General features: G+C 62.8%; 15 protein-coding genes and 1 riboswitch. Of the genes, 8 read left to right on the top strand and 7 right to left on the bottom strand.

Annotated features, from left to right (window positions below; all coding sequences use genetic code 11):
• Positions 1-82 precede the first annotated feature (82 nt).
• Positions 83-976, bottom strand: coding sequence for an alpha/beta hydrolase (locus tag ACYVGC_RS05875; RefSeq protein ID WP_460582859.1), 894 nt, complete (start codon positions 974-976; stop codon positions 83-85).
• 160 nt (positions 977-1,136) lie between these two features.
• On the opposite strand from ACYVGC_RS05875, the gene ACYVGC_RS05870 reads away from it, so the two are divergent.
• Together ACYVGC_RS05870 and ACYVGC_RS05865 are read left to right on the top strand one after the other, a co-directional pair.
• Positions 1,137-1,448 (top strand): ASCH/PUA domain-containing protein, encoded by a 312-nt coding sequence (locus ACYVGC_RS05870; protein ID WP_460582858.1) that lies wholly within the window; start codon positions 1,137-1,139, stop codon positions 1,446-1,448.
• A gap of 129 nt (positions 1,449-1,577) precedes the next feature.
• Entirely contained in the window at positions 1,578-2,324 is a 747-nt protein-coding gene (locus ACYVGC_RS05865; RefSeq protein WP_460582857.1) for a tetratricopeptide repeat protein, read from the top strand.
• A gap of 63 nt (positions 2,325-2,387) precedes the next feature.
• Here the strand turns inward: ACYVGC_RS05865 and metF are convergent, their stop codons facing one another.
• The 4 genes from metF to ACYVGC_RS05845 form a co-directional block, all read right to left on the bottom strand.
• Positions 2,388-3,365 (bottom strand): methylenetetrahydrofolate reductase, encoded by a 978-nt coding sequence (metF, locus tag ACYVGC_RS05860; protein WP_460582856.1) that lies wholly within the window; start codon positions 3,363-3,365, stop codon positions 2,388-2,390.
• A gap of 165 nt (positions 3,366-3,530) precedes the next feature.
• Positions 3,531-7,352, bottom strand: coding sequence for a methionine synthase (metH, locus tag ACYVGC_RS05855; protein WP_460582855.1), 3,822 nt, complete (start codon positions 7,350-7,352; stop codon positions 3,531-3,533).
• Between the two features lie 75 nt (positions 7,353-7,427).
• Positions 7,428-7,536, bottom strand: a riboswitch (SAM riboswitch).
• Between the two features lie 87 nt (positions 7,537-7,623).
• A complete protein-coding gene (locus tag ACYVGC_RS05850) occupies positions 7,624-8,988 on the bottom strand; it encodes an SGNH/GDSL hydrolase family protein (protein ID WP_460582854.1) in 1,365 nt (454 codons plus the stop codon).
• Positions 8,989-9,009: 21 nt separating this feature from the next.
• Positions 9,010-10,278, bottom strand: a complete 1,269-nt coding sequence (locus ACYVGC_RS05845) for an OmpP1/FadL family transporter (RefSeq protein ID WP_460582853.1) — start codon at positions 10,276-10,278, stop codon at positions 9,010-9,012.
• Between the two features lie 261 nt (positions 10,279-10,539).
• Here ACYVGC_RS05845 and ACYVGC_RS05840 point away from each other — a divergent pair, with 261 nt between their 5' ends.
• Positions 10,540-13,596, top strand: a complete 3,057-nt coding sequence (locus ACYVGC_RS05840; protein WP_460582852.1) for a choice-of-anchor J domain-containing protein — start codon at positions 10,540-10,542, stop codon at positions 13,594-13,596.
• 170 nt (positions 13,597-13,766) lie between these two features.
• Entirely contained in the window at positions 13,767-17,087 is a 3,321-nt protein-coding gene (locus ACYVGC_RS05835; protein ID WP_460582851.1) for a S41 family peptidase, read from the top strand.
• A gap of 32 nt (positions 17,088-17,119) precedes the next feature.
• Here the strand turns inward: ACYVGC_RS05835 and ACYVGC_RS05830 are convergent, their stop codons facing one another.
• On the bottom strand, positions 17,120-17,575 hold the full coding sequence (locus ACYVGC_RS05830; protein WP_460582850.1) for a hypothetical protein: 456 nt from the start codon (positions 17,573-17,575) through the stop codon (positions 17,120-17,122).
• 141 nt (positions 17,576-17,716) lie between these two features.
• On the bottom strand, positions 17,717-18,184 hold the full coding sequence (locus tag ACYVGC_RS05825; protein ID WP_460582849.1) for a hypothetical protein: 468 nt from the start codon (positions 18,182-18,184) through the stop codon (positions 17,717-17,719).
• Between the two features lie 302 nt (positions 18,185-18,486).
• Between ACYVGC_RS05825 and ACYVGC_RS05820 the strand changes: the two genes are divergently transcribed.
• The 4 genes from ACYVGC_RS05820 to ACYVGC_RS05805 all read left to right on the top strand — a co-directional run bounded on the left by ACYVGC_RS05820 (position 18,487) and on the right by ACYVGC_RS05805 (position 24,926).
• Positions 18,487-20,139 carry a TldD/PmbA family protein gene (locus ACYVGC_RS05820; RefSeq protein ID WP_460582848.1) on the top strand — a complete coding sequence of 551 codons (1,653 nt, stop codon included), beginning with the start codon at positions 18,487-18,489 and terminating at the stop codon, positions 20,137-20,139.
• Positions 20,140-20,334: 195 nt separating this feature from the next.
• Positions 20,335-21,987 (top strand): TldD/PmbA family protein, encoded by a 1,653-nt coding sequence (locus ACYVGC_RS05815; RefSeq protein WP_460582847.1) that lies wholly within the window; start codon positions 20,335-20,337, stop codon positions 21,985-21,987.
• Between the two features lie 168 nt (positions 21,988-22,155).
• Complete coding sequence (locus ACYVGC_RS05810) at positions 22,156-23,490, top strand: TldD/PmbA family protein (protein ID WP_460582846.1); 1,335 nt, start codon at positions 22,156-22,158, stop codon at positions 23,488-23,490.
• 335 nt (positions 23,491-23,825) lie between these two features.
• A complete protein-coding gene (locus ACYVGC_RS05805) occupies positions 23,826-24,926 on the top strand; it encodes a pectate lyase family protein (RefSeq protein WP_460582845.1) in 1,101 nt (366 codons plus the stop codon).
• Positions 24,927-25,032: the final 106 nt, after the last annotated feature.

Here is a 25,032-nt window from a genome sequence, read left to right as displayed (position 1 = left end):
GCCGTTGGATTACTGACCCCAACGGCGTGGTAGAGATGCTTCACTGCGTTCAGCATGACGTTCTTTTTACCTTCAACAACCTTCAATCCGCCAACCGATGCAACTCCTTGTAAATCTGGTTATTATTCCAGAATAGCTGCGTCACCATCGCCACGTGCTTCTTGCCGGGCACCACGGTGAATTTCGGCTCCTCGCCCAGCTGCTTCAGCCGCTGCCGAAACTGCTCGCTGCTGCCGCTGATGCTGGGATACGTGTCGCCGCCGATGTACATGCTGAACGGCGGCGCGCCCGCCCGCACGTGGTAAAACGCCGAGGCCTGCCGCCACACCACCGGGTCTTTGCTGAACGGAATGAGGTACTGCGCATCGCCGGGATATTGCATTTTGCTGAGGTAGTCGCGCATGTCGAGGCCGGCGGGGTCGTCGAGCAGCACGGCGTGGGCGGCGTGGGCGGGCAGGCCCACGCGGGCCAGCAGCGTGTCGGAGCCGGTGGCCAGCAGCGCGGCCAGCCCCGCCCCCGACGAGTGCCCCATGAGCACAATGCGGGCCGGGTCGCCGCCGTACTCTTTGATGTGCGCCACCGTCCAGGCCAGGGCGCGGGCGGCATCCTGGGCCTGCCCGGTCACCAGCACTTGGGGCGACAGCCGGTAGCTAATCACCACGCCCACAAAGCCTTGCTTGGCCAGGCGCCGGCCCACGGCCCGGTACAGGAAGTTGTCTTTGCTGCCGCTGTTCCAGTTGCCGCCGTGAATGAAGAGCACCACCGGCCGGGGCGCGGCGGCCTTACCCCTGGGCTGGTAAATGTCGAGCAGGTGGCGCTGGGCGTCGAAGTCGGGAGCCGAGGCGGCCACGTAGGGCACGTCGGCCACGCGGTGGCTGGCGCTGGCCACCGCCCACTCATTGGCCAGTAGCACGGCGGCCACCACCAGCAGCAGGCCCAGCGGCGGCAGGGTCAGCCAGCGAAAAAAAGACTTCATACAGAGGGGCTTACAGCACGCAGCTCGGGACCGGCCCACCGGAAGCGGCTGAGACTTAACGGCACGATAATAGCGACTGTCGCGTTTTCTACGTAAATTACAAGTATTCGGCCTGCCAATGCGGCCCTTTTCTACTATGCAACATTACATCGCCTCCCCCATGTCTACCGTTACCACCGCCCGCACCCGCACCCACGAGCTTCAGCTCTGGACGCCCTGCTTTCTGGCCGTAGCGGCCGGCACCAAACCCTTCGACGTCCGCGAGAACGACTGTGACTATCAGGTCGGCGACGCGCTCTTAATTAGGGAATACGACCCCGATACCAAGGTCTACAGCGGCCAAACGCTGCTGCGCTGGGCCAGCTACGTAATGCCCGGCGGCGCCTTTGGCGTCGAAGACGGCTGGTGCGTGCTGGGCCTGGGCACCATGGCCCCACTGCCGCCCGGCATCACCGATACGCGGCTGTGGTAAGCAGCGCGGGGTTAGCAGTTGATTGAAAAATCGGTAGCCCCGCGTTTCGCCGGGGCCGGGTGTATTTTTGCCCGGTATCGGCCTGGCCGACAGCTTTTTTTCCATTGACTTTTTAACCCCTTTGCCCGCGTGTTTTCTTGGCTTACCTCCCGTGCCCAGCGTGGCGCGTTTTTGCTACTGCTAGGAGCGGCCCTCAGCCTGCCCGCCCACGCCCAAAAAGCTGGCAAAAGCAGTAAAAATGCGCCGCCGGTGGCCACCGGCCCACAGCGATTGCAGCCCCTCTACGGCGGCCTCACGCCCACCCAGGCCCAGCAGCTGGTGGGCCCCGCCGTGCTCGCCGACGTGGACCGCAGCTTTCCGTCGCGGCCCGAGGCCAGCAAGTTCTTCAGCACCAAGGGCTACGAGTATCTGCAAGAAAACCAAGCTGATACGGCTATCGTGCGGTTCAACTTAGCTTGGCTGCTCGACCCCAAAAACCCCGACCCCTACCGCGGCCTGGCCGTGATACTAAGCCAGCGGCCCACCACCCCACCTGAAGCCGTGCAGGCGCTGGTGCAGCAAGGCCTCGCCGTGGCTCCCACCAACCCGCTGCTACTCACCGACGCGGCCACCACCGCCCTGGGCCGCTACGAGCAAACCAAGAAGAAAAAGGAGTTGCTGCAAGCCAGCGAATACACCCAGCGCGCCCTGCTCGCCGACAGCACCAACGCCAACGCTTGGCAAGCCCAGGCGCACGTGCGCTACTACCAGGAAAACTACGCCGGTGCCTGGCAGGCCCTGCATAAAGGCCAGAACCTCAGCCTCGCCAGCCTCGACTTTCAATTCATCAGCGAGCTCATTGCCAAGATGCCCGACCCGCAGGGGAAATTCCATTAGTAATGAGCAATGAACAGTGAGCAATTCCCTTCTGGTAATTGCTCACTGTTCATTGCTCATTACTTAAAACAGCCCCGACGCTACGCGGCGGATAGCCTCCGACTTGCCCATGCTGTAGTAGTGCAGGCAGGGCACGCCGTGGGCCATCAGCTCACGGCTTTGGTTGAGGCACCACTCGATGCCCACTTCACGGGCGGCCGCGTTGTCTTTGGCCTGGTGAATGGCTTCCGCCAGCGCCTCCGGAATGCTTAGGAAAAACGAACGCGGCAGGCCACTGAGCTGACTTTTAGTGGTTAGCGGCTTTAGGCCAGGAATAATGGGCACGGTGATACCCGCAGCCCGGCAGCGTTTTTCAAATTTGAAAAACTCTTCGTTGTCGAAAAACATCTGGGTCACGATGTAGTCGGCCCCGCGGTCAATTTTATCCTTCAGAAAGCGGATATCGGAGCCGTGGTTGGGGGCCTCGAAGTGCTTCTCGGGGTAGCCGGCCGTGCCGATGCAGAAGTCGGTACACAGCACGGGCTCGGAGCCAACCGTCTGGTAGTCTTCATCATGGTCGTGGTAACGGCCGTGATTGAGGTCGGCCACCTGCCCAATCAGGTCGCAGGCGTAGGTGTGCCCATCGGCGTGCGGCTGGAAGTGGCCCTCGCTCTTGATGGGGTCGCCGCGCAGGGCCAGCACGTTGTCGATGCCCAGGAAGTGCAAGTCAATCAGCGCGTTCTCGGTTTCTTCCTTGGCAAAGCCGCCGCAGATGAGGTGCGGCACGGTATCCACATCAAACCGGTTTTTGATGGCCGCACAAATGCCCACCGTGCCCGGCCGCTTGCGCACGGCCTTGCGCTGGAGCAGCCCGCCCGGCCGCTCGCGCAGCACAAACTCCTCCCGGTGATACGTGACGTCAATAAATGGTGGCTTGAACTCCATCAGCGGCTCGATATTCGAGAACAGCGTATGGATGTTTTCGCCCTTACGGGGCGGCAGCACCTCGAAGGAGAAGAGCGTGCGGCCCTCGGCGCGGGAAAGGTGTTCGGTTACTTTCATGGAAGTAGCGCGGACTCTGTGAGTCCGCGCGTGGTAACGTTCAGAATAAAAGTCGTCCGTCATTGCGAGCCTGCGAAGCAATCGCACCAGAACGACTTGTTCAGGTATCGTGCTGATGCGATTGCTTCGCAGGCTCGCAATGACAAGTGGCGCGAGTGCTGGAAATTACGCCGGGTCGTAATTCAAATTCGGCATCAGCCAGCGCTCCAGCTCGGGCAGCGGCATCCCCTTGCGCTCGGCCAGGTCGGCCACCTGGTCCTGGCCGATTTTGCCTAATCCGAAGTAGCGGGCCGCCGGGTGGGCGTAGTACATGCCGCTCACCGCCGCGGTGGGGTACATGGCCAGGTTTTCGGTGAGGATGATACCCGTCTGCTTCTCCGCATCCAGCAACCGGAAAAGCGTGATTTTCTCGGTATGGTCGGGGCAGCCGGGGTAGCCGGGCGCGGGGCGGATACCGCGGTACTCTTCCTTGATAAGCTCCTCGCCCGAGAGGTTTTCGTTGGGCGAATAGCCCCAAAACTCCTCCCGCACGCGCTGGTGCAAGCGCTCGGCAAAGGCCTCGGCGAGGCGGTCGGCCAGCGCCTTTATCATGATGCTGGAGTAGTCGTCGTGGTCGGCTTCGTACTTCTCAATCAGCTTTTCGATGCCCAGGCCGGCCGTTACGGCAAAACCACCGAGGTAGTCGGCGCGGCCGCTGTCGTTGGGCGCGAGGTAGTCGGAGAAGGCCACGTTGTGCACGCCGGGGCCTTTTTCGCCCTGCTGGCGTAGCGTGAAGAACTCGTCGCGCACCTGCTGGCGCGTGTCGTCCTCGTAGATTTCGATAGTATCGTAATTCTTAGTGTTGGCGGGCCAGAAGCCCAGCACGGCGCGGGCCGTAAGGCTTTTGTTTTCAATGACTTCGGCCAGCATGTACTGCGCGTCCTCGAAGAGGCGGCGGGCGGCTTCGCCGAGGTTATCGTCTTCCAGAATGCGCGGGTAGCGGCCCCGCAGCTCCCAGGTGTGGAAGAAGGGCGTCCAGTCGATGTAGCGCGCCAGCTCGTCAAGGGGGTAATTATCAAGCACCTGCGTGCCCAGGAAGCTGGGCTTGGTGATGGGCGTGGTTTCCCAGTCGGCGTGGTAGCCGTTGGCGCGGGCGGCGTTGATAGGCAGGTAGTTCTTGTCGCGCTGGCGGCTGGCGTGGTCGTCGCGCAGGGCCTGGTACTCGGCCGCGATGGTTTGGGTATAGGTGTCCTTACCCGAGCCGAGCAGGCTGGCGGCTACGCCCACCGAGCGCGACGCGTCATTAACGTAAACCGCTGACCCTGAGTAAGCGGGGGCAATCTTTACGGCCGTGTGCAGGCGCGAGGTGGTGGCCCCGCCGATGAGCAGCGGCACTTGCAGCTTGCGCTTTTCCATTTCGCGGGCCACGTACACCATCTCGTCGAGCGAGGGCGTAATCAGGCCGCTGAGGCCGATAATATCGGCACCCTGTTTCTGGGCTTCGTCCAAAATTCGCTCCAGCGGCACCATCACGCCGAGGTCTACAATTTCGAAGTTGTTGCAGGCCAGCACCACACCCACGATGTTCTTGCCGATGTCGTGCACGTCGCCTTTCACGGTGGCCAGCAGTATTTTGCCGGCCGTTTGGCGGGCGGCGCCTTCCTTTTCGGCTTCGAGATAGGGCTGCAAGTAGGCCACGGCTTTCTTCATCACGCGAGCCGACTTCACTACCTGGGGCAGAAACATTTTGCCGGCCCCGAAGAGGTCGCCCACCACGTTCATGCCGGCCATCAGCGGGCCTTCAATCACGTCGAGCGGGCGGCCCACTTGCTGGCGCACCTCCTCGGTGTCCTGGTCGATAAACTCGGTGATGCCGCGCACCAGGGCGTGCTGCAGGCGCTCGGCCACAGGCAGGCTGCGCCAAGCGTCGGCCACTACTTCGACCTTACCCTTTTGCTTCACCGTTTCGGCAAAATCCACGAGGCGCTCGGTGGCGTCGGCGCGGCGGTTAAGCAGCACATCCTCACAGAGTTCGAGCAGGTCTTTGGGCACGTCATCGTACACAGCGAGCTGGCCGGCGTTCACGATGCCCATGTCCAGCCCCGCCCGGATGGCGTGGTAAAGGAAGGCGGCGTGCATGGCCTCGCGCACCGCGTCGTTGCCCCGGAACGAGAATGAGATGTTGCTGACGCCGCCGCTGGTGCGGCAGCCGGGCAGGTGCTCCTTTATCCACTGCACGGCCGCGATAAAATCGAGCGCGTAGTTGCGGTGCTCCTCCAGGCCAGTGCCCACGGTGAGGATGTTGGGGTCGAAAATAATATCGTCGGCCGGGAAGCCAACTTCCTTAACCAGAATATCATATGAGCGCTGGCAAATTTCAATGCGGCGCTCGTAGCTGTCGGCCTGACCGTTTTCGTCGAAAGCCATTACTACCACGGCCGCGCCGTACTGGCGCACCAGCCGGGCGTGGCGGCGGAAGGCATCCTCGCCCTCTTTCAAGGAAATGGAGTTGACAATGCTCTTGCCCTGCACGCACTTGAGACCGGCTTCGAGCACGCTCCACTTCGAGGAGTCAATCATGATGGGCAGGCGCGCAATGTCCGGCTCCGAGGCAATGAGGTGCAGAAAGGTCGTCATCACGGCCTCCGAGTCGAGCATGCCCTCGTCCATGTTGATGTCGAGCACCTGCGCGCCGTTTTCGGCCTGGGCGCGGGCCACGGCCAGCGCCGCCTCGTAGTCACCCGAGCGGATTAGCCGGGCAAAAGCGCGCGAGCCCGTCACGTTGCAGCGCTCGCCGATGTTGACAAACAGGCTGGCCGGCGTGATGTTAAATGGCTCTAAACCAGCCAGGTGCGTAGTACCCTTGGCCAGCTTCTCACCCCCGCCCCCGAGGGCCAGCGACGATACCGAGGCGGCCTCATCGTCCACGAGCGCGTCGCGCTGGGCGGCCGGGGCATCAGGGTGCAGCTGGCCGGCGTGCACGGCGCGGGGGCCGTAGGCGTCGGCTAGTTTCTTAAGCTCAGCAATGTGCTGGGGCGTGGTGCCGCAGCAGCCGCCCACCACGTTGAGCAGGCCTTCCTTGAGATAATCCTCGACCAGCGCGGCAAATTCCTGGGCGCTCTCGTCGTAGCCGCCGAAGGCGTTGGGCAGGCCGGCGTTGGGGTAGGCCGACACGGGCACATCGGCGAGACGGGCCAGCTCGCGCACGTAGGTGCGCAGCTGGTCGGCCCCAAGGGCGCAGTTGAGACCCACGCTCAGCAGCGGCAAGTGCTTGATACTGTGCCAGAAGGCTTCCACCGTTTGCCCGCTCAGGGTGCGGCCCGAGGCGTCGGTAATGGTGCCCGAAATCATGACGGGCACCACCCGGCCGCCTTCGTTGAAGAACTGCTGCACCGCGAACAGCGCGGCCTTGGCATTGAGGGTGTCGAAGATGGTTTCGATGAGCAGCGTGTCTACGCCGCCGTCCACGAGGCCGCGGGTTTGCTCGAGGTAGGCGGTGGCCAGCTCATCAAACGTCACGGCGCGGTAGCCGGGGCGGTTGACATCGGGCGAGAGCGAGGCGGTGCGGTTGGTGGGGCCGATGGCCCCAGCCACGAAGCGCGGCTGCTCGGGCGTTTTCGCCGAGTACTCGTCGGCTACTTCGCGGGCCAGCTTAGCCGACTCATAGTTAAGCTCATACACCACGTGCTCCAGGGCGTAGTCGGCCTGCGCAATGGTAGTGCCGCTGAAGGTATTGGTTTCCACCATGTCGGCGCCGGCCGCGAAATACTCGGCGTGGATGGCCCGGATAATATCGGGCCGCGTCAAGCTCAACAGGTCATTGTTGCCGCGCAGCGGGCGCGGGTGGTCGGCAAAGCGGGTGCCCCGAAAGTCCTCTTCTTCCAGCGGGTAGCGCTGAATCATGGTGCCCATGGCGCCGTCCAGAATCAGCAGACGCTGACGCATGAGTGCGGGCAGGGGCGAAATACAGGCGGGGTCGGGGGCGATGGCGGCGGGGGAAGCAGACATTTCTTTCGGGAGAAAATACAAGCGCAAAACGCTTCTATCCAGAAAGAAAGCCGCGCCAAGCGGCGCAGGTTCCGGCTGATATCTTCTTCGGCCGCAAACGCGGGCCGAACAGGAGTTGGCACCTACTCGGGGTAAGTTGCCAAGACGTCATCGGGCCTGGTCCCTCGGTCTTTCTGGATAGCAGCAGGTACGAAGATACTACGGCCCGGCCCTAAAAAAAAGCGCCTTCCCGGGGAGGAAGGCGCTTTTTCGTTAGCATGCCTTAGGGCACTTACGGCAGCAATACGCCGCGGTAGATGTTGGGGTCTACGTTCGGAATCGTCGAGCCGTAGTAGCTGTTGATAACGCGAATCCACTCGTTGGCAATAATAGCGTAGCCACGGGGCGTGGGGTGCACGCCATCGAGCCCGAAGAAGTTGCCGCTGGCAAACGTGGCCGTGTTATTCACGCCATTGGTGGCAATGCCGCTGGTGGCTACTCGGGTGAGGAAGCTGTTGGCATCGACCACCGGCACCTTAAAGCGCAGGGCCGTTTTAGCGATGATGGTGTTGAGCTGGGTAGTGCGGGCGACTACACTGGCTATTTCCGTTGCATCCAGCACGTACTGGTTCAGGACCGGATTGGTGGGGGTGCTACCCGCGCCAGCACCCACGAAGGGCTGGGCGGTCAGGGTGAGCAGGTCGGCGCTGGTGGCCAGGCGCACCACGGGGGCGGCGGTAGTGCCGGTCTGGATAAACACGCCCGGCGAAGCCGCGTTGGCAGTCTTGAAGGCGGCGGCTACGGCAGCCACCGTTACGGTATTGAAAAACGGCACGCTGGTCACGTTCGGGATGTTGGCCACGGCTCCTTTCACGGTGCCACCCTTGGTGATGGTGCTCAGGATGGCCCGGTAGCCGATACCAAAGCGCGTGGTGTCGGTGAGGCCGCCAAAGGGGTTGGTGGCCGCCACTACGCCGCCCGTGCTGGCGTAGGCCAGCACGTCGTTGTTGCCCATCCAGCAGGTGAAGAAGGTGGGCGTTTTCTGGCCGATGTAGGTAACATAGTCCTTGGTCGGCTTTTCGGCCGCCGTCAGCAAGCGCTCATAAAAGGGGTTGATGGCCCCGTACGGCGCCAGGCCACCCGTGAGCGACGAGAGGCTGCTGAGCACCGAGATGCCGGGCACGCCCAGGTTATCGGGCTGAGCACCCGAATAGGCTTCCAGCTGGTCGCCGCCGGGGAGGGCAACTCCGGTGCGAGCCACTTGCTCACCCAGGTAATTATTAGCCGCCGTGGGCTGCACCGGGGCCAGGGCTCCATTTACCACTTGCAGCTTGATGTAGCCCGAGCCGTCCTTCTTGGCCGTCGAAAAAGCCGGCTGCACGAAGCTGGCTGGGCCCTTGCCGGTAGTGGCAAACTGCTGCGCCAGCAGGGCTGGGTAAGAGGCAGCCTGCGCCTCGTTGTAGAGGCCGCCGTCGGTGTAGCCCGAGGTGAGCGAGTTGCCCACGGCCACGTAGCTCGTGAAGTCGAGCCCATTGGCCGAGGCGGCGGGGCTGGTCGAGTCGAGGTTGGGCTGGCAGCCCGCCAGACCGGCCAGACCCAGGCCCAGCAGCGCGAGCGCGGGGCGGGCAGTTTTAACGGTAGTGAATAACGTAGTCATTGGGTAGGAGAAAAGACGGGCTTAGAATTTCACGTACAGCTGCACACCGGGCACGTAGATGGTGCCTTTGTAGGTGCCGGCTACGCGGTCGGTGGTGCCGTTGCTGATGAGGTCGTCCTGGCTCTGGCTGCGCTTCATGAAGTCTTCGAACAGGAAGGAAGCATCGATGCCGAAGCGCTCGCCGAAGGTGTAGCCCAGGCCGGCCGTTACGCCAATGCGGTCAGCATCAGGCGTTTCAGGCGTTACGAAGCCATCGCGCACGGCCGAGAAGTCGTAGAACGTGCCGGCGCGCACCGTGAAGTTGTCGGTTACCTTGTACTGGCCGCCGATGCGGAAAGCCAGCGCATCCTGGTACTGGCGCTTGGACGACGACAGGGCGTTGCCGCCGAGCACGCCGTTGGTGTAGCGGAAGTCCAGCGACTGGTAGCGGCTCCAGCCCACGAGGTTGGCGTCGAAGGCCAGCAGCAGCTTGTCGCTGGGCCGCACGCCCACGCCGAAGCTGTACACATCGGGCAGGGGCAGCGTCACGTCAAACTTGGTGGCCGTGAAGCTGCCAGCCGCCGAGGCGGGCAGGCCCGTTAGGGTCACATCACCGTCGGCCACGTGGGCTTTCACGGCCGAGCGGTAGCTGATGCCCACGCTCAGCTTATCGCTGGGCTTAAACATCACGCCCAGGTTGTAGCCTACTTTGTGCTCGGCCTTGCCCGTGAGCTGGGCGTGGGCCGGGGCCGCGTTGCCCTGCGCCTGCACCGGAATATCGCGCTGCAAATCCACATCGCCAAGCAGCAGCGTGGTTACGCCGCCCCCGATGCTGAACTGCGGCGTGATGGCGTAGGCCACCGTAGCCTGGCCCATTACCGAGCGCAGGTTGATGTCGGTGAGCGAGTAGCGGCCTTCCCAGCCCTGGGCATAGTGCAGCTCGCTGCCAAAGGGCGTGTACACGCCCACGCCCAGGCGCCACTTGCCTTCTTTAGGCCCGAAACCGATGAACCCGCTAAAAGGGAATACGTTGGTATTCTGCAAGTTGCGCTGGCCCTGGTCGGCGTCGCCGGGCCGGAACGAGATGCGCGGAATGGCCATATTGCCACCTATCTGGAAGCCCGTAGGGGCGAAGGCAAACGCGCCGGGGTTAAAGAACTGCGAAGCCTGGTCGAGGTAGAGACCGGTGCCCGTGCCGCCCATGCCGACGTTTTTGGCGCCGGTAAGGCCGACCTGGAAACCGCTGGCGAAGGCTCCCGAGGAAGCCGCGAGCAGCGCCCCCCCCGTGAGGAGTAGAGATTTTACCTGCATAAAATGCAAAAATGTTAGGTGGGTGGATTGAGGGGTTAAATGTAACGCCAATTTTCATAATAAGTAGTAGGCTAGCCTACTACTTTGCCGCGTGCAACTTCCGTCGGCTTCCATTGCCTTTGGCCAGGCTCACCGGCTACCACCCAAACCACTTCATTTAGAAACAGTAAGGTAACATGCTTTTCAGCCGCGCCGGGGCTATTTTTGTTTCCTGATACTCACCCTTTTCCTCTCCAATTCAAGTATATACCAACTTTTTACATGACAAGAAAACTCCTCTTCTTTGGTTGGGCAAGCGTGCTGGCAACGGTTTCGCTAGGCGCGCAGGCCCAGGCTTCGCTCACTACAAGCCCCTACACGCAGAGCTTCGACGGGCTGGCCAACACCGGCGCGAGCAATGCCAAATCGACCCTACCCACGGGCTGGGACTTCACCGAGACTGGCACCAGCGCCCTGGCCGACAACCTGTACGCGACCGATAACGGCGCGGGCAACGGCGGCAATACCTACAGCTACGGTGCCACCGGCGGCACCGACCGTGCCTTGGGCAGCCTGCGCAGCGGCACGCTAGCCGTAGTGCTGGGCGCTCGCTTTGCCAACAACACGGGCGCGGCCCTACCCAGCCTGGCCCTCACCTACACCGGCGAAACCTGGCGCGTGGGCGGCACGGCACGCGCCGACAAAATGACGTTTGAGTACAGCACCGATGCTACTTCGCTGAGCACCGGTACCTGGACGGCCGTAACGGCCCTCGACTACACCAACAACAGCGCCACGGCAACCACTACGGCGGGCGTGAGCACGCCAGTGCAAACTACTGCCGTTACCGGCACCATTGCCAGCCTCAACCTGGTCACCGGCGCCACCATCTGGTTTCGCTGGACCGACACCGACGCCAGCGGCGCCGACGATGGCATGGCCATCGACGACATCTCGCTGAGCTGGGGTACTACCAACCCCACCGGCGCTACCCTGACGGCCTCGGTAACGGCCCTCACGTTTGGCGGCCAAAACGTGGGCACCACCTCGGCGGCGCAGACCTACACGCTTTCGGGCACCAGCCTCACCGGCGCTACTACTCTCACGGCCACCGGGCCGTTTACCATCTCGAAGACCAGCGGCGGCACCTTTGGCACCACGCTGAACTACGCGGCCGCCGACCTGGCCACCGCCCAAACGGTGTACGTGCAGTTTACGCCCACCGCCACCGGCACGGCCACGGGCAGCATCGCCAACGCCAGCACGGGTGCCACCACCCGCACGGTAGCCCTCACGGGCACGGGCGTTGACCCCACCCAAACCAGCTTCGACTTCAACACCTGCGCCACTACCCTTTCCGACGGGTGGCTTCAGTATAGCGTAACCGGCCCGCAAGTATGGGGCTGCACCACGTTTGGCCGCGACCCCGCGGCCCCCGCTGGCACCGTAGCCGCGCCCTACGGCGTGCAGATAAACGGCTACGCCGGCGGCAACATCGCCAACGAAGACTGGTTTATCTCGCCGAGCTTCAACCTGACCAACACCACCTTCCCGCTGTTCTCGTTCTGGAGCCGCACGGCCTTCAGCGGCCCCGGCCTCAAGCTGCTGGTATCGACCAACTACAGCGGCAGCGGTGCCCCCAGCGCCGCTACCTGGACTGACCTGAACGCGCAGTTCCCCGGCGCAGGCTCCGATGTGTGGACCCAAACGGCCGGCATCAACCTCTCGGCTTATAAGAGCGCGAAGGTGTACGTAGCCTTTGTGTACACTTCGACCACCACGGGCGCAGCCCGCTGGACGCTCGACGACATTGCGCTCACCAACTCGACTACGGCCCCGGCCCCGAGCTTCTTCACCGATGTGAACAGCCTCGCGTTTGGCTACCAGGCCGTGGGCACCACCGGCACCCGCACCCTCAACGTGACGGGCGCTAACCTCACCGGCGGCGTAACCCTGACCTCGTCGAACGCGGCCTTCACGCTCTCGAAAGACGGCACCACCTTCGCCAGCACCGTGGCCCTGACCCAGGCCGAAGCCAACGGCGTGGTGAAGCCCGTAACCGTGCGCTTCTCGCCTACCGTGGCCTCGACCAACTACTCGGCTACGCTAACCCTGACTTCGGCCGGCGCTACCAGCCGTACCGTAGCCGTGACCGGCAACACCTACGACGTAGCCAAGACCCTGGAAGTGGTGAACTGGAATATGGAGTGGTTCGGCTCGCCCGACGCTACCCTCGGGCCGGCTGACAAAAACCTGCAATACACCAACGCCTTCACCGTGCTCAGCGCCCTGAAAGCCGACGTGTACGCCCTGGAAGAAGTGGTGGATACCGTGCGCCTGCGCACCCTCGTCACCCAGCTTTCGACCGCCAATGGCGTTACCTACGCCTACAAGATTTCGGAATTCGGCTCGTACGCCGATGACAAGAACGACCCCGACTACATCACGGCGCAGAAGCTGGCCTTCATCTACCGCACCGACATGGTAGCCAACCCCTCGTTCCGCGGCTTGCTGCGCTGCTCGCAGGCTGCCGCCTGCCCGGCCTTCACGCCCTGGGCTTCGGGCCGCTTCCCCTATTCGATGCGCGCCGATGTGACCGTTGACGGCGTAACCAAGAAGGTAAACTTTGTGGTGATTCACGCCAAGGCCAACGCCACCGCCACCTCAGCCAACGACTACGCCCGCCGCAAGGCCGGCGCCGACTTGCTGAAGGCCGAGTTGGAAGCCACCTACCCCACCGACAATACCCTCATCGTGGGTGACTACAACGACGTGTTGGAAGGCACCATCGCCACCGGCGTTACGCCGGCCATCAGCTCGTACTCGGCCTTCACCCAGGATGCTAACTACCTGCAAATCACGCTGCCGCTGGCCCAGGCCGGCGGGCGCTCCACGGCGGGCTTCCCCACGGTGATTGACAACGTGATTGCCAACAAGAACATGGCGCAGTACTACATCGCCGGCACGGCCGCCATCCGCACCGACGTGACGACGGGCATCACCAACTACGCCAACACGACCTCGGACCACTACCCCATTTTCTCGCGCTACTCGTTCACGGGTGTTGCGCTGGCTACCAAGGGTGCCCGCACCGCCTCGCTGGGCCTCTACCCTAACCCGGTAATCAACAGCGTGCGTTTCGACGTGCCCGAAACCGGCAAAGACCTGAGCCTGAGCGTGTACACCACCACCGGCAGCCTCGTGCTGCGCGGCACTGGCACGGTAGAGCAGCTCAATCAGCAGCTGAGCCAGCGCGTGGCGGGCCTCGCCGCCGGCCTCTACGTAGTGCGCGTAGTGGGTGCGCAGCAGACTTACACCGACCGCTTCCAAAAGCAGTAATCTTAGGAGCTATTAGCTGTTAGCTTCTTAGCGAAGAGCCCCGGCCAGCTGGCCGGGGCTCTTTTTTTGGGCAAAAGTGGCGTGGACCCTGGCCGCTCACTACTACCGCTGTGCAACGATTGCCGCACCGGCGGCTACCTTGGGGTCCGTTGTGTCTTTATCCCAAGCGTATGCGTTTTTTTACCATCGTGCACCATTGCCGGCTCGCCGGCCTCGGCTTGCCGCTGCTGGCCGCCGGGCCCGCGCTGGCCGCCCCACCAGCGCCGCGGCCCTACTACTCGGAGCCCGCCGTGGCGCCCGACCGCCAGGAGCTGGCCTTCGTGTCGGGCGGCGATATCTGGACGGTGCCGGTGGCCGGCGGCGAAGCCCGGCTGCTGGTGGCCCACCCCGCCACCGAGAGCCGCCCGCTGTACGCGCCCGATGGCAAGTCGCTGGCCTTCACTTCCACGCGCAGCGGCAACGGCGATATCTACCTCCTCAACTTTGCCTCGGGTGAGTTGAAGCGGCTGACGTTTGACGACGGGCTCGACCAGCTCGACGGCTGGAGCGCCGATGGCAAGTATCTGTATTTTTCGAGCACCAGCCGCGACATCGCGGGCATGAACGACATCTACCGCGTGCCGGTGGGCGGCGGCACGCCCACTGCCGTGAGCGCCGACCGCTACGCCAACGAATTCTTCGCCGCGCCCAGCCCCGATGGCCGCACGCTGGCTTTTGCCGCGCGCGGCGTGGCCTCCAACCAGTGGTGGCGCCACGGCCACAGCCACTTGGATGAGTCGGAAATCTGGCTGCGGCAGGAAGGCAAAACCGGCCCCAGTTACCGCGGCCTCACCAGCGGCGGCAGCAAAGCGCTGTGGCCCATGTGGGGGCCGGGCGGCCAAAAGCTGTTTTACACCAGCGACCAGGGCGGGGCCGAAAACATCTGGACGGTGGGCCTGGATAATACTAAACCCCAAGCAGTTACCACGTTCAAAGGAGGCCGGGTGCTGTGGCCCAGCATCTCGTACGATGGCAAGCTCGTGGCCTTTGAGCGCGACTTCGGCATCTGGACGCTGAACACCGAAACGGGCCAGACCCAGCCGGTGGCCATCAGAAGACGGGGCGCGCCGGCCAGCCCCGGCGTGGAGCGCCAGCGCTTTACTGACCGCTTGCAGGAGCTGGCCCTCTCACCCGATGGCAAGAAGGTCGCCTTCATTGTGCACGGCGAAGTGTTCGCCGCGTCCTCGGCCGATGGCGGCGACGCCACCCGCCTCACCACCACCGTGGCCGCCGAAACCGACCTGGCCTGGGCCCCCGACAGCCGCCGGCTGGTGTACGCCTCGGCCCGCGACGGCGCGCGGCACCTCTACAGCTACACCTTCGCCACGGGCCAGGAAACCCGCCTCACCAACGCCGCCCTGAGCGACGCCCAGCCGCGCTTCTCGCCCGATGGCAAGCTGCTGGCCTTCGAGCGCGATGCCCAGGAAGTGCGCATCCTGGATTTGGCCAGCCGGCAAGAGCGGGTGGCCGGCACGGGGCGCTTTGGCCGGCCGCCGCTGGCCGCCGAGCGCTCGGTGGTATGGTCGCCCGATGGGCGCTGGCTGGCGTTTGCACCGGCCGGGGCGCGGGGCTTCACCAACGTGCAGGTGGTGCCCACGGCGGGCGGCGCGGCGCGGTCGGTGAGCTTTTTGGCCAACACCAACAGCAACAGCCTCTCGTGGAGCCCCGATGGCAAGTACCTGCTCTTCGACACCGGCCAGCGCACCGAGGATGCCCAGGTGGCCCGCGTGGATTTGCAGCTGCGCACGCCCCGCTTCCGCGAGGACCAGTTTCGCGACTTATTCAAAGAATCGGTGCCCGGCCCAACTACGCCCGATAAGAACGCTACCCCGCCTACCAAGGCCCCCACGCCGGCCCCGATGCCGGTAGCGGCCGCCGACTCAGTACGCGCTAAAAATCAGGCTATTATTAAGAAGGGCAAGAGCAAGAAGGGCGCGGTAGGGGTCGCCGCCATTCCCACCAAGCCGCCCGTCACCATCAATTTCGACGACATCCGTCGGCGGCTGAGCTTGGTGCCGGTGGGCGTGGATGTGCGCACCCAAACCATCAGCCCCGATGGCAAGTGGCTGTTGCTCACGGCCACCGTTTCCAACCAAACCAACCTCTACGTGTATCCGCTCGATGAGCTGGGCAAGGAGCCGGCCACAGCCCGGCAGCTCACGTCCACAGCCGGGCCCAAGCGCGAGGCGCAGTTTTCGCCCGATAGCAAGGAAGTGTATTTCCTCGACCAGGGCCGCATTCAGGTGGTGCCCGTGGAGGCTGGTAAGGGCGCGGCCCGCAGCGTAGCCGTGGCTGCCGAGCTGAACGTGGATTTTGAGGAGGAGAAGATGGTAGTCTTCGACGAAGCCTGGGCCTACCTACGCGACTTCTTCAACGACCCCACCTTCAACGGCACCGACTGGCCCGCCCAGCACGACAAGTTTGCGCCATACATCGCCGGGGCTCGCACCCCCGACGAAGCCCGCCGCCTCACCAACCTGATGATTGGCGAGCTCAACGCCTCGCACTCGGGCATGGGGCCCGCCGCCCCGCCCACTGGCACGGTAGCGCCCGCCACCGGTCGCCTGGGCGTGCGCTTCGATGCCCTTGATTATGAGCAACATGGCCGCCTACGCATTACCAGCGTGCTGCCGCTGGGCGCGGCCGCGCTAGCCAGCCTCCAGCCCGGCGACGTGCTGCTCGCCGTGAATGGCCAGCCCCTCACCGGCACCACCAACCTCGATGAACTGCTGCAATACCAGGTGGGCCGCCGCACCACGCTGCGCGTGTCGGCCGCTAGCAAGGAGCGCGACGTGGTGGTGCGTCCCCTCAGCCGCGACACCGAGAAGGCCCTCGACTACCGCCAGTGGGTGGAGGAGCGCCGCGCCTACGTGGCCCAGGCCAGCGGCGGCCGCCTCGGCTACGTGCACATGTTCGACATGTCGGCGGCCTCGCTGGCGCAGCTTTACCTCGACCTCGACGCCGAAAACATGACCCGCGACGGCGTGGTGGTGGATGTGCGCAACAACAACGGCGGCTTCGTGAACGTGTACGCCATTGATGTGCTGGCGCGGCGCAGCTACCTCAGCATGCGCAGCCGGGGCATGGCCGCGCCGGTGCCCGCCCGCAGCGCCCTCGGCCAGCGCAGCCTGGAGGTGCCCACGGTGCTCGTCACCAACCAGCACTCCCTCTCTGATGCCGAGGACTTTAGCGAAGGCTACCGGGCCAGCAAGCTGGGCAAAATAGTGGGCGAGCCCACCGGCGGCTGGATTATCTTCACCTCGGGCGCTACCCTGCTCGACGGCTCCAGCCTGCGCCTGCCCACCAGCACCATCCGCGCCACCCGTGACGGCCAGGTGATGGAAATGAACCCCCGCCCCGTGGACATCCCCGTGACGCGCCCCATCGGCGAGAGCTACACCACCCGCGATGCGCAGCTTGATGCGGCGGTGAAGGAGCTGCTGGGCAAGTAGTTAACCACTGTCGCGGAGGGCGACACAATAATCTACTTTGCCATATCGACAGCCGAAACGCTTTCGGCCGCGCCCGCCAGGGGCAGCTGCACCTCCAGCTCGACCTTGGCGGCGAGGGGCAGGCGGGGCACCAGCACGTAGTACACTACGTTGGATACGAGGTCGCCCGCGTCGGCGGCCAGCTGCACGGTGTAGGTGTAGCCGGCGCAGGTTTGGCGCACGTGCTGGGCTTGCACGTAGCTACAGCTGGCGGTGCGGGTTTTGCCGGCCAGCAGGGTGTAGGCGCTAAAATCGACGGGCGGCAGGGTCTTGCCCCCAAACAGCGCCCGGTACTCGGCCGCCGAGTTGACGACGTAGGTATTGGACTGCCCCACATTGGGCACCGGCTCGGGAATAATAGCTACGAAACCCGGCAGCTGGGTGGTCGTCACGTCGGCCGACGCGTTGCAGGGCACCACATCGTCCTCCTTTTTGCAGCTGTTGCTCATCGCCAAAAAACTGAGCGCGGCGAGCGCCAAAAGTCGACGTAGTTGCATAAAAACCAGGGTACTTGGGTGGAAAAAGGAGCGCGGGCAAGAAATATACTATCCGGCTCCCAGAATCCAAGTTTGCATCCTGCTTCCCATAGCTTATTTGGGCGGCACCACGTCGAACACCACGTTGGCTTCGGCGGCCAGCTTGGGCACCAGGGTGTAGTAGAGCACCTCCGTGGAGGCCTGGCATAGGCCAGCCGCCAGTTCTATTTTGTAGGTGTACTGCGCGCAGCTGCGGGTTACTTGCTGCGCTTTTACGCTGCTGCAAGCGGCCGTTTTTGTTTTACCAATCAGCAGGGTGTAGCGCGCAAAGTCGATGGTGGGCACCACCGCACAGTGATTGAGGGCCTGCAACTCGCTGGCCGAATTGACAACGTACGATTGGGTCAGGCTCACGTTGGCGACGGGCGTGGCGAAGCAATATGGGCTAGCCATCCAGCCCATGACATCGGTGGTGGCCACAGCCAGCGTGGAGCAATCCTGGGGCGTCGCTTCGTCCTTTTTGCAGCCACCAAAGAGCAGTAAGCTACCGGCGGCCAAGGCAAGTAAGTAATTAGTTATCATACGCTTCGTAAGATGAGTGTAGAGATTGGAGTACGGACGCGCCCAAACAGTTGCACGGGCAAAAGCCGCCCGTAAATTAGGCTCGCAGTACCGGGTTTTATCCTCAGATAAAACCCGGTACTGCCCGTGGGCACCCAGCCGCTATCCGGCAGGCCATCGACTTACCGCAACGCTTTTTTAGGTGGGTTTGGTGAAAAGGCGTTGGTTTCGCTGCAACGCCTAGCTAATGGATATGTCTTTTTCATGAAAAAGATGCCATCTTGCCGGTCGGTTTTACCGGTCGCCTTTAATTTTCTTTCGCTTTGAAACGACGTGACTTTGTGGGCCTTACCGGCCTGGCCACCAGTGCCCTGCTGCTGCCCCACTTCCCGGGCTTCGGCGGTACCCTCGTAGACCCCGCCCGCCTGCTGGAGCCCGGCCTCGACGTGGCCGCCAAAAAGCGCCTGGCCGACGTGGCCCTCAACGCCGCCCGTAGCGCGGGCGCCACCTACACCGACGTGCGCATTGGCCGCTACCTCAACCAGAGCGTGTTTACCCGCGAAAAGCAGGTGCAGAACATTGCCAGCGGCGAAAGCTTCGGGGCCGGCGTGCGCGTGATTGCGGGCGGCAGTTGGGGCTTTGCCTCCACCAACAACGTGAGCGAGGCCGGCTTGGCCCAGGCCGCCAAGCTGGCCGTGGCCATGGCCAAAGCCAACGCCAAAACCCAGAAGGAGCCCGTGAACCTGGCCCCCCAAAAAGGCTACGGCGAGATGAACTGGCGCACGCCCATCAAGCAAAACGCCTTCGAGGTGCCCGTGGCCCAGAAGGCTGAATTGCTACTGTCCGCCAACGCCGCCGCCCTGGCCAATGGCGCTAACTTCGTCAATTCCAGCTTATTCCAGATAAACGAGCAGAAGTACTTTGCCAGCACCGATGGCTCGTATATCGACCAGGATGTGCACCGCATCTGGCCCACGTTTTCGGTTACGGCCATCGACCGGGCCAGCGGCAAGTTTAAGACGCGCGACGCGCTGAGCTCGCCCATGGGCCTGGGCTACGAGTACCTCACGCCCCAGGCCGCCGACAAGATTGCCGGCCCCCAGGGCACCGGCCTGGTGGGCTACCGCAACAGCTACGACATCCTGGAAGACGCCGCCCTGGCCGCCCGCCAGGCCAAGGCCAAGCTCACAGCCACCTCCGTGCTGGCCGGCAAATACGACCTCGTGCTCGACCCTAACCACTTAGGCCTCACCATCCATGAGAGCATCGGCCACCCGCTGGAGCTTGACCGCGTGCTGGGCTACGAGGCCAACTACGCGGGCACCAGCTTCGCCGACCTGGCCTGGAAGGCGAAGAACCTGCCCTACGGCTCGAAAAACGTGACCATCGTGGCCGACAAGCTGCAACCCGGCTCGCTGGGCGCGGTGGGCTACGACGATGAGGGCGTGAAAACCAAGGAGTGGACGCTCATCAACCAGGGCAAACTGGTTGACTATGAGAAGATTCGTGACCAGGCGCACATCGTGGGCCAAACCGCCTCCGATGGTTGCTGCTACGCCGACTCGTGGGGTACGGTGCAGTTTCAGCGCATGCCCAACGTGAGCCTGCGCCCCGGCACCGCCAAAATGAGCGTGGACGACATGATAAGCAAGGTCGACAAGGGCATCTACATTGCCGGCCGTGGCTCCTATTCCATTGACCAGCAGCGCTATAACTTTCAGTTTGGCGGCCAGGTGTTCTACGCCATCGAGAAAGGCAAAATCGCCGGCATGCTCGACGACGTAGCCTACCAAGCTAACACCCAGGAGTTTTGGAACTCGTGCGTGGCCGTGTGCGACCAGAGCGACTACCGCCTGTTCGGCTCGTTCTTCGATGGCAAGGGCCAGCCCTCGCAGGTATCGGCCGTGAGCCACGGCTCGGCCACGTCGCGGTTTAATGCGGTGAACGTGATAAACACGGGCCGCAAGATTGGGTAAACCTTATGCGGCGCTAACGGGGCGCCTCACCCCTAGCCCCTCTCCGAAAAGGAGAGGGGGACTAGTTCTAGTTTTAGACTCAGCTTTTAAGCTATTGCTAAATACTAGTTCCCCCTCTCCTTTTTGGAGAGGGGCGCACCAGAACAAATACCACCCTCATTCTCTCTATTCCTCAAACCTTTACGCTCCCTCACTTTGAACAGACGCAACTTTACTACCCTTACTGGCTTGGCGGCCGGGGCGCTGTGGCTCCCCTCCTTCCCGAGCCTCGCCGGCAACCTCGTGGACCCGGCCCAGCTGCTGGAGCCCGGCCTCGACGTGGCTGCTAAAAAGCGCCTGGCTGACGTGGCCCTCACCGCCGCCAAAAGCGCTGGCGCCACCTACGCCGATATTCGGATTCAGCGCACGCTCAACCAGGGCATTTTCACCCGCGAAAAGCAGGTGCAGAACATCGCCAGCGCCGAGAGCCTGGGCGTAGGCATTCGGGTGATTGCCAACGGCACCTGGGGCTTCGCCTCGACCAATAACATGACCGACGCGGGCATCGCCAAAACGGCCCAGCAGGCCGTGGCCATCGCCAAGGCCAACTCCAAGGTGCAGAAAGAGCCCGTGAAGCTGGCCCCCCAAAAGGGCTACGGCGAGGTGACCTGGAAGACGCCGATTGAGAAAAACGCCTTCGAGGTGCCCATTAAGGAGAAGGTAGATTTGCTGCTGGCGGCCAACGGCGCGGCGCTCAGCAACGGCGCGTCGTTTGTGAACTCGGCCATGTTCCAAGTAAATGAGCAGAAGTACTTTGCGAGTACCGATGGCTCGTACATCGACCAGGATATTCACCGCATCTACCCCACGTTTGGGGTGACGGTGGTGGACCGGGCCAGCGGCAAGTTTCGCTCGCGCCAGAGCCTGAGCTCGCCCATGGGCATGGGCTACGAGTACCTCACGCCCAAGGCCGCCGACAAGATGGCCGGCCCCGCCGGCTCAGGCGTAATCGGCTACAAAAACAGCTACGACATTCTGGAAGATGCCACCCTGGCCGCCAAGCAGACCAAGCAAAAGCTGACCTGCAAGAGCGTGACGCCCGGTAAGTACGACCTCGTGCTCGACCCGCACCACCTGGGCCTCACCATCCACGAGTCGGTGGGCCACCCCTTGGAGCTCGACCGCGTGCTGGGCTACGAAGCCAACTTTGCGGGCACCAGCTTCGCTACGTTGGAGTGGAAAAAGAAGAACCTGCCCTACGGTTCCAAGCAGGTTAACATTGTGGCTGACAAGCTACAAGCCAACTCGCTGGGCGCGGTGGGCTACGACGATGAGGGCGTAAAAACCAAGGAGTGGAACCTCATTGAGCAGGGCAAGCTCGTGGACTACCAGAAAATCCGCGACCAGGCGGGCATCGTGGGCCAAACGGCCTCCGATGGCTGCTGCTACTCGCAGTCGTGGCGCGATGTGCAGTTCCAGCGCATGGCCAACATCAGCCTCAAGCCTAGCCCCACCAAAATGAGCGTGGATGAACTGGTGAGCAAGGTCGACAAGGGCATCTACATCGTGGGCAACGGCTCGTTTAGCATTGACCAGCAGCGCTATAACTCGCAGTTTGGCGGCCAGGTATTCTACGCCATTGAGAAGGGTAAAATCACCGAAATGCTCGAAGACGTGGCGTACCAGACCAACACCCTGGAATTCTGGGGCGCGTGCGCCGGCTCGTGCGACCAGAGTGACTACCGCTTCGCGGGCTTCTTCAACGATGGCAAGGGCCAGCCCTCGCAAAGCTCGGCCGTGAGCCACGGCTCGGCCACCTCGCGCTTCAACGGCGTGAACGTGATTAATACGGCCCGTAAAATCGGGTAGTATGGCATGTCCCTATCATTTTCATCTGTCATCCTGAGCTTGCGAAGGACCTTATGCCAGTTGAACAAGTCGTTCGAGCGTGATAAGGTCCTTCGCAAGCTCAGGATGACAGATGAAAATGATAGCCAAGTAACTTTTTGATATTCAGCATAAAGCTTGTTCATAGAAATGGCAATTCTTTCCCAAACCGAAGCCCAGGACATCCTCAAGAAGGTGCTCAGCTTCAGCACCGCCGACGAGTGCGAGGCCAACCTCAACGGCAGCCTGGAGGGCAACGTGCGCTCGGCGCGCAACTCCATCAGCACGGCCGGGGCCGTCGACAACGTGTCGCTGGCCGTGACGTCGTATTTCGGCAAGCGCTCGGGCACCGCCACCTGCAACCAGTTTGACGAGGCCACCCTGCGCCGCTGCGTGCAGCGCGCCGAGGAAATTGCGCGCCTGGCCCCCGAAAACCCCGAGTCGATGCCGCTGCTCGGGGCGCAAACGTATCTGGCTTCGCCCCAGTCGTTTGCGCAGAGCACGGCCAATATCACGCCCGACTACCGCGCCAACCAGATGGCGGCCAGCATGCAGTATTGCGACAGCAAGAAGCTGTCGTCGGCCGGCTTCCTCAATGACCAGGCGGGCTTCGTGGCCAAACGCAATTCCAAGGGTTTGGAGGCGTACCAGCGCACCTCAAACCTCGATTTCAGCATTACCGTGCGCACGCCCGACGGCCTGGGCTCGGGCTACGCGGCCACCGACTTCACCGACGTGTCGAAGTTTGACTCGAAAACCCTGACTGCCATCGCGGCCAGCAAGGCTTCGGCTTCGCTGGGTGCCAAGGCCATTGAGCCGGGCAAGTACACCGTTATTCTGGAGCCTAATGCCCTGGTTTCGGGCTCCGATGCTTCGCTGCTGGGCGCGCTCATGCGCTCGTTCGATGCCCGCTCGGCCGACGAGGGGCGCAGCTTCCTGAGCAAGAAGGGCGGCGGCAATCGCAAGGGCGAAAAGATGTTCGATGAGCGGGTTACGATTTACTCGGACCCTACCAACGCCGAAGTGCCCGACCTCACCTTCTCGGGCGATGGCCGCCCGCAGCAGCGCACCACCTGGATTGAGAAGGGCGTGGTGAAGAACCTCTACACCTCGCGCTACTGGGCCCAGAAATCGGGCATTCCTGACCTGCCCAACCCCGGAGGATTCATCATGGAAGGCGGCACTCAAAGCACCGCCGACCTCATCAAGGGCACGGCCAAAGGCATTTTGGTGACGCGCCTGTGGTACATCCGCCCCGTTGACCCGCAAACGCTGCTCTACACCGGCCTAACGCGCGACGGAACGTTCTACATCGAGAACGGCGCTATCAAGTTCCCCGTCAAGAACTTCCGCTTCAACGAAAGCCCCATTATCATGCTCAACAACCTGGAGGCCATCGGCCGCCCGGTGCGTTTGGCCGGTAATTTGGTGCCGCCCCTCAAGATTCGCGACTTCACATTCACGAGCTTGTCCGACGCCGTGTAGCAAGTAGCGTGGACTCTGCGAGTCCGCGCGTGGCGTCGTTGAATAAATCGACCCAACGCTTCTACGCGCGGACTCACAGAGTCCACGCTACCTCAGCCCCTGCGCCCACCCGGCGCGGGGGTTTTTTTTTGTTTCAGTCTCTGCGGGCAGGCACCAGGCCTAACAGCCACAATAGCAGCAAGAAGCCCGCCAATTTCCTGTTATCGTTGCCGGCAACGATTGCATATATTTTTAGGATAGAATAGTGCCGTTTTTACCGAAAAAGTACAAACCTTTGCCCATCTACCTGGTCGAGTGGCCAGGCCAGTTCTTTTCCACATCCCACCCCAAACTTTATGAAAGCCAGTGTATTAGCGGCAGCTATGCTGCTGTCCTGCTCCGCCGTTCTGGTGAGCTGCAACAACAATACCCCCTCCCCCACCGCGACCACTGCAACCCCGCAATCGGCCGATGCTACGGCTGCTTGCGGCGCGCAGGGCTGGGCCTCCCAAAACGGGGGCACCACCGGCGGCGGCACGGCCAGCGCCACGGTCGTAACCACCTATGCCCAGCTAAAGGCCGCCATTGAGAGCGCTACCGTCAAGGTGGTGCAGGTCAACGGCACCATTACCATTCCTTCGGGCGGGCGAATTTCTTTTCAGGACCAGAGCGGCAAAACTGTTTTCGGCAGTGCCGGGGCCAAGCTGGTTTCGACCGACCAAACGCAGAGCAACTCCGGTATTCTGTACGTGAAGCGGTGCCAGAACGTCATCCTGCGCAACCTCATTTTTGAGGGGCCGGGGGCCTACGACGTGGATGGCCAGGACAACTGCACCATTGATGCCTGCACCAACCTGTGGGTAGACCACTGCGAGTTTCGGGATGGCGTGGATGGCAACCTCGATATCAAAAACACCTCCAACTACCTCACCGTTTCCTGGACCAAGTTTACGTACCTGAAGCCCCCGAAAGCGGGCGGCTCGGGCGGCTCCAACGACCACCGCTTCTCCGACCTCATTGGCTCGTCGGACGGGGCCACCGCCGACCGGGGCAAGCTCAGCATCACGTTTGCCCGCTGCTGGTGGGCGCAGGGCTGCGTGGAGCGGATGCCCCGCGTGCGCTTCGGTAAAATCCACGTAGTGAACAGCTTGTATAACAGCACGGTCAGCAACAAGTGCATTGCGGCCGGGCTGGAGTCCAACGTGCTGGTGCAGAACAACGTGTTTGAGAACGTGAACAACCCCATTGCCCTGATTGGTGGGGCCACGGCGGTGCAGGAAACCGGCAACCTGTACACCAACACCAGCGGCACCAAAGTGGGCAATGGCAAAACGGCCTTCACGCCGCCTTATTCACTCTCGGTACTGAGCGCGTCCAGCGTGAAGGCGACCCTTACCGCGTCTTCGGGGGCGGGTGCCACGCTGAGCAGCAACACCTGCACGAACAGCGGCATCTAGCCGCGGGCCCGTGTAGCGTTTGGGCGCGTGCGGCGATACTCGCTCGTGCCCGGCGCTTGCCCACAAATGGGTTATTACCGATAAGCACTTGCTACCCAAATAAGTA

It is taken from the genome of Hymenobacter arcticus, assembly GCF_054779975.1.
The sequence above is the reverse complement of the archived record's forward strand: the minus strand, read 5'-3'. Positions and strand labels throughout refer to the sequence as shown.